Origin of the sequence: Chamaesiphon sp. OTE_75_metabat_556 (assembly GCF_031378165.1) — a bacterium.
Classification (GTDB): domain Bacteria; phylum Cyanobacteriota; class Cyanobacteriia; order Cyanobacteriales; family Chamaesiphonaceae; genus Chamaesiphon.
This window is the reverse complement of the sequence record NZ_JANNDR010000437.1, coordinates 1-10,938: the sequence shown is the minus strand read 5'-3', so window position 1 is coordinate 10,938 and position 10,938 is coordinate 1. Positions and strand designations below refer to the sequence as shown.

Annotated in this window: 15 protein-coding genes; 1 reads left to right on the top strand and 14 read right to left on the bottom strand. The window is 47.2% G+C overall.

What is annotated here, in order from left to right; translation table 11 throughout:
- The coding region (locus tag RMO27_RS17840; RefSeq protein WP_309734997.1) for a Mur ligase domain-containing protein at positions 1 to 406 on the bottom strand (406 nt) is incomplete at its 3' end.
- Positions 407 to 933: 527 nt separating this feature from the next.
- On the opposite strand from RMO27_RS17840, the gene smpB reads away from it, so the two are divergent.
- Positions 934 to 1,407, top strand: a complete 474-nt coding sequence (gene smpB / locus RMO27_RS17835; RefSeq protein ID WP_309734995.1) for an SsrA-binding protein SmpB — start codon at positions 934 to 936, stop codon at positions 1,405 to 1,407.
- Positions 1,408 to 1,754: 347 nt separating this feature from the next.
- Here the strand turns inward: smpB and prfA are convergent, their stop codons facing one another.
- The 13 genes from prfA to secY all read right to left on the bottom strand — a co-directional run.
- Positions 1,755 to 2,852 (bottom strand): peptide chain release factor 1, encoded by a 1,098-nt coding sequence (prfA, locus tag RMO27_RS17830; protein WP_309734992.1) that lies wholly within the window; start codon positions 2,850 to 2,852, stop codon positions 1,755 to 1,757.
- 310 nt (positions 2,853 to 3,162) lie between these two features.
- Positions 3,163 to 3,414 carry a 50S ribosomal protein L31 gene (gene rpmE / locus RMO27_RS17825; protein ID WP_309734990.1) on the bottom strand — a complete coding sequence of 84 codons (252 nt, stop codon included), beginning with the start codon at positions 3,412 to 3,414 and terminating at the stop codon, positions 3,163 to 3,165.
- Positions 3,415 to 3,573: 159 nt separating this feature from the next.
- Positions 3,574 to 3,981, bottom strand: a complete 408-nt coding sequence (gene rpsI / locus RMO27_RS17820) for a 30S ribosomal protein S9 (RefSeq protein WP_396133749.1) — start codon at positions 3,979 to 3,981, stop codon at positions 3,574 to 3,576.
- Between the two features lie 2 nt (positions 3,982 to 3,983).
- The gene (rplM, locus tag RMO27_RS17815; RefSeq protein ID WP_309734989.1) at positions 3,984 to 4,433 is read right to left on the bottom strand and encodes a 50S ribosomal protein L13; all 450 of its coding nucleotides are present in this window, start codon (positions 4,431 to 4,433) and stop codon (positions 3,984 to 3,986) included.
- A gap of 154 nt (positions 4,434 to 4,587) precedes the next feature.
- A complete protein-coding gene (gene truA, locus RMO27_RS17810; RefSeq protein WP_309734987.1) occupies positions 4,588 to 5,430 on the bottom strand; it encodes a tRNA pseudouridine(38-40) synthase TruA in 843 nt (280 codons plus the stop codon).
- Between the two features lie 74 nt (positions 5,431 to 5,504).
- Positions 5,505 to 5,855: a 50S ribosomal protein L17 gene (rplQ, locus tag RMO27_RS17805; protein WP_309734985.1), complete on the bottom strand. Its 351-nt coding sequence runs from the start codon at positions 5,853 to 5,855 to the stop codon at positions 5,505 to 5,507.
- 253 nt (positions 5,856 to 6,108) lie between these two features.
- Positions 6,109 to 7,092 carry a DNA-directed RNA polymerase subunit alpha gene (locus RMO27_RS17800; protein ID WP_309734998.1) on the bottom strand — a complete coding sequence of 328 codons (984 nt, stop codon included), beginning with the start codon at positions 7,090 to 7,092 and terminating at the stop codon, positions 6,109 to 6,111.
- Positions 7,093 to 7,277: 185 nt separating this feature from the next.
- Entirely contained in the window at positions 7,278 to 7,673 is a 396-nt protein-coding gene (gene rpsK / locus RMO27_RS17795) for a 30S ribosomal protein S11 (protein ID WP_295616775.1), read from the bottom strand.
- 293 nt (positions 7,674 to 7,966) lie between these two features.
- The gene (gene rpsM / locus RMO27_RS17790) at positions 7,967 to 8,350 is read right to left on the bottom strand and encodes a 30S ribosomal protein S13 (RefSeq protein ID WP_309734982.1); all 384 of its coding nucleotides are present in this window, start codon (positions 8,348 to 8,350) and stop codon (positions 7,967 to 7,969) included.
- A gap of 158 nt (positions 8,351 to 8,508) precedes the next feature.
- Positions 8,509 to 8,622 carry a 50S ribosomal protein L36 gene (gene rpmJ, locus RMO27_RS17785; protein WP_015161734.1) on the bottom strand — a complete coding sequence of 38 codons (114 nt, stop codon included), beginning with the start codon at positions 8,620 to 8,622 and terminating at the stop codon, positions 8,509 to 8,511.
- Between the two features lie 211 nt (positions 8,623 to 8,833).
- The gene (gene infA, locus RMO27_RS17780; RefSeq protein WP_041548398.1) at positions 8,834 to 9,061 is read right to left on the bottom strand and encodes a translation initiation factor IF-1; all 228 of its coding nucleotides are present in this window, start codon (positions 9,059 to 9,061) and stop codon (positions 8,834 to 8,836) included.
- Positions 9,062 to 9,231: 170 nt separating this feature from the next.
- Positions 9,232 to 9,798 (bottom strand): adenylate kinase, encoded by a 567-nt coding sequence (locus RMO27_RS17775; protein ID WP_309734974.1) that lies wholly within the window; start codon positions 9,796 to 9,798, stop codon positions 9,232 to 9,234.
- Positions 9,799 to 9,931: 133 nt separating this feature from the next.
- Positions 9,932 to 10,938 (bottom strand): preprotein translocase subunit SecY (gene secY / locus RMO27_RS17770; RefSeq protein WP_309734972.1); only part of this gene is annotated, 1,007 nt, incomplete at its 5' end.

Genomic DNA, 10,938 nt, shown 5'->3' with positions numbered 1-10,938 from the left:
CAATCATGCTGCTAGTTGTGGTCTTGCCATGAGTGCCAGAGACCCCGATACTGAAATACTCCCCAATCAGTTTAGCCAAAACATCGGAACGATGGAAGATCGGACAGCCGCGCTCTAAGGCGGCACTCAACTCGGCATTTGTTTTGCCAATTGCTGTCGAGCAGACGATCTGCGGGGTTTGTCCAGCCGATCGATCTTCAAAAAAATCTAAATTTGTCGCATCCTGCTTGAGGAAAATGTGCGCGCCTTCTGCTGCCAACTTCTGAGTAATATTTGTCGATTTCAGGTCGGAACCAGATACTGGTAATCCACGTCGAGCAAGCACATACGCAAGTCCAGACATGCCAATTCCCCCAATACCGATGAAATGGATCGGACGTCCGCCGAAATCAATAGAACTAGCCATAATATTTTCTTACCAGCCAGATAGGATGCGCCGTAGTAACAGGCGTTATCATACCAATAATTGTTTGTTTCCGATCAAACTTAGATCGGATGCTATTGATCGCCAATTCGATCGATACTGCTCCTGAATTGAAAATATTCGACATCGTGGGAGATATTAAGCTGCCATTTATACTATTCGACCGATCTGCCTCAATTTAGCTGATGAGGATTTCGCAGACGCTAGCGATCGCCAACAGATGTTCATCTTCTGTTATCAAACACAATATTTTTTAACAGAATCGCTTTTGATGGAATAACTATACCAAATTTCCCCAATTAGTCCAGATCTCTAGACAAAATCATATTTTATTAGTACCAGAAGACTATAAAATAAGCTCTTTAGTAGTATTTAAGTATTATTGCCTCGATCAAATCGGATCTTCACAACACAAACGATCTCAGCTCGATCGAACTCTCACCACCGCTCCACCCAAAAATTTTCACAGCTCGACTACCGTTTTCAACAGTCAATAGTAAAATGGAGAGATGAGCGAGAAAGAAAAATCAGACAGTATCAAAATTGTGGCCGACAATCGGCAAGCTCGGTTCCTATACGAAATCCTCGAAACTTACGAAGCGGGGGTCGAGTTATTAGGGACGGAAGTAAAATCTATTCGAGCGGGCAAAGCCAACCTGCGTGACGGTTATGGCTTATTACGCCAGGGACAAATCTGGCTGCTCAATGCCCATATTTCGCCACATAACAGCACAAGCGCATATTTCAATCACGAACCGACACGCACTCGCAGGTTGCTGATGCACAAAGCCGAAATCCGCAAGCTAACGGGCAAAGTCGAACAACAGGGTTTGACTTTGGTACCACTAAAGATGTATCTCAAGCGCGGTCGAGTTAAGTTGACGCTAGCACTCGTGCGCGGTAAGAAGCTCCACGACAAGCGGGAAGATCTCAAGAAGCGAGATGACAAACGCGATATCGATCGAGCTATGAAACGTGGTTGATCGTCAAAATCTCGGGTAGGGGTAATTCATGAAGCGACTGAAATCACGCGGAGGTTCCCTCCGCATGTGTTTCAGTCAAGACATTACCCCTACCCGAGATTTTTTGGAAAATGGAAATTGTGTTCTGCTGTAGTTATGCTATTTAGCTATAGCTTTTAATTTCTTTCTCATTCTCAGGGCTGCTGTCCCACCTAAAAAATATAGCGCTATATTTTTTAGGTGGCTATCCTTCATTTTTTCCTTTCACTAAGATTATTTAGAAATCAGAACACGGATTAACCGACATGGTGTTTCGGTTAATCCGTGTTGATAATTAATAGTTCCCTTTTCTGAGGAAAGAATTCACACTAGCCACCTGTAGAGGCTGCTAACTCAGCTAATCGCTCTTGTTGGTCTTGAGAGATACAACTTTGAATTACGTCCTCCAGATCGCCAGACAGCACCTTCTCTAGGCCAAAATTATGTCCTAGTCGATGGTCGGTAGCGCGGTTATCTTTATAGTTGTAAGTGCGGATTTTTTCCGATCGAGATCCAGTGCCAACTTGAGAGCGGCGCATGGAAGTGACCTCCTCTTGTTGCTCGCGCAGCTTGATATCGTATAGCTTCGCCCGCAAGATTTGCATTGCCCGTTCTTTATTCTGCCGTTGCGATCGTTCTTCGGTACAGAAAATCCGAATACCTGTCGGTTTGTGGAATAGATCCGCTGCGGTTTCTACCTTGTTGACGTTTTGTCCCCCAGCACCACCTGATCGAGCGGTACTCATTTCGATATCTTTAGGATCGATAAAGATCTCGACTTCATCAACTTCGGGCATGATCGCCACGGTCGCGGTAGATGTATGCACCCGTCCGCCAGATTCAGTCAGGGGTACACGTTGCACCCGATGGACGCCAGCTTCAAACTTGAGTTGACTATACACTCGATCGCCTTTAATCTCCAGCACGGCTTCTTTAAAGCCGCCCATTTCAGCCAGCGATTCACTGACTAGAAAAACTTTCCAGTTCTGGGTTTCCGCGTAGCGAGAATACATCCGCACCAAGTCACCAGCCCAAATTCCAGCTTCATCGCCACCGGTACCCGCCCGAATTTCCAACATGATGTTGCGCTCATCGTTCGGATCTTTAGGTAGTAATAAAACTTTGAGTTTTTGTTCGAGTTCGTTGCTTTTGGCTTCGAGTTCGCCAGCTTCGATGGTCGCCATTTCTTGCAGTTCGAGATCGTTGCCCGAATCTTTGACGAGTTGGCGAGTAGTAATGATATCTTCTTGAACTTGTTTCCAGGTTTCAAAGGTTTCGACAACTTCTTCCAGCGATGCACGGGCTTTGCCGATTCGTTGCATTTCACTGGCATCTCTGGCAATATCTGGATCGCCGAGTTTGCGAGTGAGTTCGTGAAATGTTTGTTCGACGGATCTGAGTTTATCGAGTAAGTATGATTCTGCCATAATCTGAGGTTTTAGGTTTTAGACTTTAGGTTTTAGGGTTTTAAATAATTCAGATCCAGTATTAAATTATGGATCTGTAGGGGTGGGTTTATCCCATTAATGTCGATAAAAATAAAGATTTAATTGAAACCCACCCGCCCCCGCCTGCAATTGAATTGTGGGTGAGGGTCGGGTTTGTCCGAAGATTATTGTTAAAAGCGAAGAATATCGCATAAACCCGCCCCTACAGGTTGATGATTTTTATAAATATTGAAAAACCTAGAGACGCGAAAATATCGATCGCACCCCTAGGTTTTTAAGATTATTTAAGCTATTTCTTTTCGTCAGCAGCAGCTTCTGGAGCAGGAGCGGTAGTATCGATCATTCCATATTTTTTGAGGAAGCGATCGACCCGACCTTCGGTATCGATAATCTTTTGCGTACCAGTGTAAAAAGGGTGATTCCCAGACCAGACATCGACGCGGAGTTCTGGTTGGGTCGAACCAACAGTCATCACAACTTCACCGTTGCAATAAACTTTGGCGTCTGGGTACCAAGTAGGATGAATATCAGCTTTTGCCACAATCTTAGGTATTAGGTATTAGGTGTTAGGTGTTAGGTATTGGGGTTTGGCATGAATAGATACTTAAACCCCAGCAATGAATTATAAATCGACGTTTGTTGTTTATTTAATTTAGCGAACTTAATTGCTAACGATCGATAACCAACAAACCAAATCGATTTAGCGTTTCGAGTATTGAGGAGCTTTACGGGCTTTGTGCAGACCGTATTTCTTCCGTTCCACACAACGGGGGTCGCGAGTGAGATAACCTTCAACTTTGAGCGGTTTGCGGTTGTTGGGGTCGAGTTCGCACAATGCGCGCGCTACTCCCAATTTAACAGCATCTGATTGTCCGGTCAGACCGCCACCATGAGCGTTGACGAGGATATCGTACTCAGCTTCTAAACCCAAAGTTTCTAGGGGCGATCTCGCGGCGGAGATGTAACCACTCTGAAAGTTGAAATAGTCTTCGCCAGTTCTGCCGTTGACAACTAGTTTGCCACTACCAGGGACGAGGCGAACGCGCGCGATCGCCGATTTCCGACGACCTGTACCCCAGTAAACTGCCTTTTTGCTTGCTTCTACCATGATTATGCTTGAGGAATAGTGTTGATGACCAAAACTTCAGGCTTCTGAGCAGCATGAGGATGCTGAGTGCCTGCGTAGACGTTCATCTTGGTGAATAGGTGTTTACCCATTGAGTTCTTGGGTAACATGCCTTTGACAGCTTGTTCGATAATCCGCTCAGGAATTCGCACTTGCAGTTTCGCGAAAACTTCAGTTTTCATCCCACCGGGACGACCAGAGTGTCTGCGGTAGATTTTTTGAGTGCTTTTCTTGCCTGTGACCTGAACTTTCTCGGCATTGATCACGATCACAAAATCACCAGTATCGATGTGGGGGGTAAAAGTGGGTTTGTTTTTCCCACGCAATACCATTGCAATTTGGCTGGCGAGACGTCCGAGCCGTTGGTCGGCAGCATCAATGATGTACCACTTGGCGTCGGTAGTTTGAGTTGGTGGTAAGTAGGTTTTTTCCACGATCTTAATATCAGTTAGAGATGGGGTAGATCTTGGTGTTAGAAGTGTCTCTTGTTCAAAGAGATAATCCCAACATTGTCGATCGAGTAGTTGTGACGGGTTAGAGTTTAGGTTGAGGATTGACGATCGCCAAACTCAACATTTATAAATATCCCTAAAGTGTTGGCAATAAGAATTGGGGTTGCGTATCGTACCAGACTGACTTGGGAAAGGGCAAATCTGGATAACCGACGCGGAGCAGACATAGCCCTTTGGCTGGAGCGGAGTGCCTGACGCGCGATCTCTGTTCGGATTGCCAAATATTGGTAAATTCGGTGACTGATAAATCGCCATTGCCGACCTGAATCAGCAAACCGACTAGCAGTCTGACCATGCCATACAAAAATCCATTAGCTTGGATTTCGATCTGGACAAAATCTCCCAATTGGTGACAACCGACATCCTGAATCTCTACCCAGGAATGCGATCGACCCGAATCAGTCCGATGAAACGCAGCCAGATGATGGGTGCCGAGCATGGGTGCTACAGCGGCTTGGATCCGCTCGATATCCAGCGGTGATTGGTAATAATGCCAACTATAGGGACGGACAAACACATTGGGTTGTCGTGCCGTATAGATGGTGTACCGATACCGTCGATAGAGTGCGGAGAAGCGAGCGTGCCAGTCATCGTTAACTGCTGCGGTAGCACGGATGACAATGTCATCGGGCAACCGCGAGTTGAGGACTGAAGCCCATCGTGTCGCGGGAATGACGCTGGGATTATCAAAATGGGCGACTTGTGCCGCAGCATGAACGCCGCTATCAGTACGTCCCGCACCATAGATATTCACCGAGCGACCCAGCACTTGTTCGATCGCGTTTTCGATTTCTGCTTGAACTGTTCGGCCTTGCGGTTGCTTTTGCCAGCCACACAGGTGAGTACCTGCATACTGGATGACTAGGGCAACGCGTTCGGTTTGACTGTTAGTTATGAGTTTGTGGTTTTGCTTAGCCATTGATTCACAAATAACAGATTAGCGATTGGCTGGCTAGTTTGTCTCAACAATCTAGAGCCTTCGCCGACCGCAGCCTACATCATTTCGATGATCGCCATTTCCGCATTGTCGCCCCGACGGGGTACGGTACGGACGACGCGAGTGTAGCCGCCTTGCCGACTGCCGTAGCGTTCGGGGGCTGCTTCAAACAAAGCATGAACTAGGTCTTTGTCATAGATATATCCCAAGGCTTGGCGGCGAGCCGAGAGAGTGCCAGATTTGGCTAGTGTGACCATTTTCTCAACTTCTGGGCGCATGGCTTTGGCCTTGACCAGAGTGGTTGTGATGCGACCGTGGCGGATCAGTTCGGTTGTCAAAGACCGTAACAGGGCTTTCCGCTGGTCGGCTGGCTTGCCCAGTTTGGGCACGCGGCAGCGATGACGCATGGTGTTTTTCCTTGATTTTGTTGGTGTGGACTGGTAAATCGATCGAGTTACCTTTTGGCTGGTCGGCTTTCGGTAACTCGCAATTTACTCACTTAGATCGAGCTACCGCGAGGTATCACAATCTACTTAAACTTCGATCGAGCTACCGTGGGGCTTAACGATCTATTTAAACTTCTATCGATCAAACTACCGTGGGGACTTAACAATCCAGGAAGTCGCGATATTATCGCTCATCTCTGTAGCCCCGATCTCCTCAGGCTTTCACTGATTTATCGTGAGGTAGTTTGATCCCCAGTCGTTTTTCGAGGGCTTCAATTACCTCCTCTGCTGACTTTAGCCCGAAGTTCTTAATTTCTAAGAGATCTTCTTGGGTGTAGCCCATTAAATCGGAGACAGAATTAATCTGCGCTCGTTTTAGGCAGTTGTAGGCTCTAACCGAGAGATTTAACTCTTCGATTGGAATTTGATTGGAGGGATCTTCTTCATCTGGATATTCTGGTTGGAAAGATTCCAAGCTGATGTCCTTGAGCGGGTTGAGGAGATCGACCAAAATTTTGGCAGATTCGCTCAATGCTTCTTGGGGTGTCAGACTACCATTGGTCCAAATTTCGAGGATCAATCGATCTTTTTCGACTGCACCATCGATGCGGACATCTTCGGTCGTATAATTAACCTGCGTGACGGGCATAAATACCGCGTCAATTTGCAGCAGATCCATTGCCAGACCTTGTTCGCGGAATTTATCTACCGATCGATAGCCTTTGCCACGTTCGATCCGAAATTCCATTTCCAATTTGCCACCCTCAGCGACAGTTGCCACATATTGGTTGGGATCGACAACTTCGACTTCCGAAGGTAACTCAAAATCAGCGGTAGTAACTTCGGCTGGTCCGGTTACATTCAAGCGACCGATTTGCGGTTGCGAGGTGTAACTTTTGAGTTTGACCTCTTTCATGTTCAGCAGGAGTTCTAACACATCCTGTCTGACACCAACTAAGGTTGCAAACTCATGATTGACCGTGCCTGGTTTGACGCCAGTTTTTTCGTCTCTAATTAGTCCGGCTACTCTGACCGCCGTAATTGCTGTCCCTTCTAAGTTGGACAGCAGTACCCGTCGGAGCGAGTTGCCGATAGTTGTACCTTGACCCCGATCTAACGGCTCTAGGATGAACTTGCTATATTGACTTTGATTTGACTCGGTCTTAGACTCGACACACTCGATCTGAAACTGCGCCACAGAGTGACCCTCCCTACCCAGTTTGTACTTACTTAAACTTTTGACAGATTGCGGCGAGGTTGCCATCCAATCTTTGCGAACCTAACAACTCATAATTCATCATTCCCAATTTTGGCGATTCTCCAAAGGAGAGGCTATGCGCCAACGCCAAACCCGGTCATGCAAAATACAAATTTCCAATTAATTTAGACTCTCCGCCGTTTTGGAGGACGGCAGCCGTTGTGAGGAATTGGAGTGACATCACGAATGAGGGTGATTTCTAACCCTGCACCTTGGAGCGCACGAATCGCTGTTTCACGACCAGCTCCAGGTCCGCTGACCATCACTTCAAGCTGCCGCATCCCCTGATCCATTGCCCGCTTGCCAGCACTTTCTGCGGCTGTTTGGGCGGCAAAGGGGGTGCCTTTTTTCGCACCTTTAAATCCACTAGATCCGCTAGAAGCCCAGGAGATCACGTCGCCATTTGCATCAGAAATGGTGACGATCGTGTTGTTGAATGTTGACTGGATATAAGCTACGCCGTTAGGAACATTGCGCTTCTGCTTTTTTGGGCCAGTCTTTTTACTAGGTTGTCGAGCCATGTCGGTCTATGTATTAGAAAATGTCAATGAGGTAATCGATATAAATATCCACTGCTGTCGGGCGCGATCGCTAGACTTGGTGCGCTCGATCGAATTAGATCTTCAGGTAGTATAGCCATCGAACTAATTTTTACGGTTGCCATCCGCCTAGTTGAGCTGTGACTGGAGCTATAGACACACTAATTGGCGAGGAGTAGCATCTCGATCGATCGCCACTAATATGGGTGGAGAAGATTCTAAAGCTACTAATCGCCAATTGGCTATTGCTAGGTTGCCACAACCATCGAACCATGTTATTTCTTGCCGGGAGCTTTCTTCTTCCCAGCGACTGTAGCGCGACGACCGCGACGAGTACGGGCATTGGTGCGCGTGCGTTGACCGCGAACGGGTAAACCCATCCGATGTCTCCGCCCGCGATAGGAGCCGATGTCTACCAATCGCTTGATATTCATCGAGTCCCACCGACGTAAGTCGCCTTCGATCTGATAGTCACTTTCGACGCGCTCCCGGAGGAGGGCGACATCAGCATCTGACAAATCTTTAACTCGCGTATCCGGATTTACACCCGTTTTTGCTAATACTGCTTTGGATCGGGTTAAGCCGATACCAAAGATGTATGTCAGACCGATCTCCACGCGTTTGTCGCGAGGGAGGTCTACACCTGCTATCCGTGCCACACTTGTTTCTCCACTATACTTTGCTCTTGAAGGCGATCGAGGGGATTGAAAAGGTCTGGATGGGGACTGAAGCAACTCGCCCGACCCATTGTTTTCACTCGATCACCATGGAATCTCATCTCGGTTTCAATGACTAACTAGCAACTTGGACTAGTCATCTAACCTTGACGTTGTTTATGTTTCGGGTTGGCACAAATGACCATAACCCGACCGCGCCGACGAATGACGCGGCACTTTTCACAAATCTTTTTGACAGACGCTCGGACTTTCATGCCAATTTTGTCAACACTGCAAGCTTAATATTATAACATTTTTCAACAAATTGTCATATCGATCGCCTGACAATTTGACTGGGGACGATCCACCAGACGGGGAAAGTTGGGAGTTGGGAGTTAGGCGTTGGGAGTCGGGTGCTTACTCAGTAATGATTTGAGCAATCACCGCCCGAATTTCTCGATCGATACTAAATGGCTATTTGGATAACTATTTTTTATTCCGCAGTCGATAGGTGATTCGCCCTTTACTGAGATCGTAAGGGGTCAGCTCGACCTTGACGCGATCGCCAGGAAGAATTTTAATATAGTTGCGACGAATTTTACCGGAAATATGGGCTAAAACATTAAACCCATTATCTAGATCGACCCGAAACATGGCATTGGGCAAAGATTCTGTAACTGTGCCCTCCATTTCAATCAAATCTTGTTTAGACAAGTAATCTTTACCTCAAATTAGGATGGTGAAAAATTGAGAGCCGATGGTGAATCTTGCACTTTCAAGCTCTAGTTTTATTTTAACAGGGGCGAGGAGGCTGTTGTGTCTTTCGCTACTGCCCATATCTGAGTAGGCATCAGAATCTCCACCGCCAACACATAATCTAGTTACTAGTTAACTAGTGATTCTAAGTGGTGAGTCACTTCCGCTAACTCGCGATCTCCGTCAACACTGCGGAGAATGCCCTTGTGCTGGTAGTAATCGGTCAATGGGACTGTTTGTTCGTCATACACCACCAACCGCCGGCGAATCACATCCTCAGTGTCATCAGGACGATTTTGAATGGTGGCACGGTTGAGCAATCTTGCGACCAATCGATCTTGTGGGACGTGGATATCGATCACCAGATCGTAACTTTGGCCGATTTCGGTGAGTAATCGATCGAGAAATTCAGCTTGAGCGACATTGCGGGGGAATCCATCGAGAATCCAACCAGCATTGACAGCATCCGCTTGACTCAATCGCGCCCGAATCATATCCAATATCAGCGAGTCGGGTAATAGCTCGCCCTTATCCATATAAGCTTTGGCTTTGATACCCAGTTCAGTCTGTTCTTTGACTTGAGCGCGCAAGATATCGCCAGTAGAAATATGCGGAATGCCACAGGATTCGGCCAGAATCTGGGCTTGCGTGCCTTTGCCCGCGCCAGGGGCACCGAGAAAAATTAGTCTGGTCATAGTTTAGGTGTTAGGTGTTAGGTGTTAGGTTTTAGGCAGTATAAAGTAGAGAGTAGGCATTAGACGATTCAGGATCTAAATACTATCGATTAACGACATTCTCTCCTAAAGCCTAAAGCCTAATACCTAAAGCCTAATCCTTACCGATCATCCCTTCGTAACGTTGCGAGATCACCAGGGTTTGAATTTGTTTGGCAGTATCGATCGCAACGCTGACCAAAATCAATAGAGATGTTGCTCCAAAGCCTCGGAAAGTAGTCACACCTAGCGAACTCTCGATCGCGGTGGGTACTGTAGCAACAACACCCAAAAAGACCGCACCTAGCAAAGTCAATCGCGACAGAATCCCCGAGATATATTTGCTCGTAGCGACCCCAGGACGAATGCCAGGAATGCTCGCACCCATTTTCTTGAGATTCTGCGCCATATCCACTGGATTGACAACGAGGGAACTGTAGAAGTAGCTAAAGAAGACAATTAACACCACATAGAATGCCACATGTGCTGGCGTTCCTGGTGCCAGCACATTAGCAACATTAACCACCGCTTGACTGACAGCACTCAGATTGCCATCTGCACCCACGCTTTTACCAGCAAAAGAAGCTAGGGCACTAGGTAATACCAAAACTGAAGAGGCAAAGATAATTGGCATGACTCCACCTTGATTGAGGCGGAGAGGTAAGTAGCTAGTCCGTTCGCGCTGGATTCTACGCCCGACTTGACGACGAGCGGAAATAATCGGAATTCGACGCGTACCTTCTTGGACGAAGACGATGCCGACAGTCATCACCGCAAAGACACCGAGTAGGGCAACCGTGCGCGTCAGAATCGAGCTATCGCCACTTTGAGCGAGGTTAATAGTATCGCCTAGCGATTTGGGCAAAACAGCCACGATGTTCAAGAAGATCAATAGTGAAGCACCATTACCGATACCGCGTTCGGTAATCAGTTCCGAAATCCACATCACAAACATCGAGCCAGCCGTCAAAGCCATCACAGTACTAACGACAAAGAAAATGCCTTGATGCCCTGGAAGTGCGTAGCGTTGAAGCCACAGCGAAATCCCGATACTCTGGGCAACAGCCCAACCCACAGATATATATCGAGTGATCTGAGAAATCTTGCGCCGTCCGGCTTCAC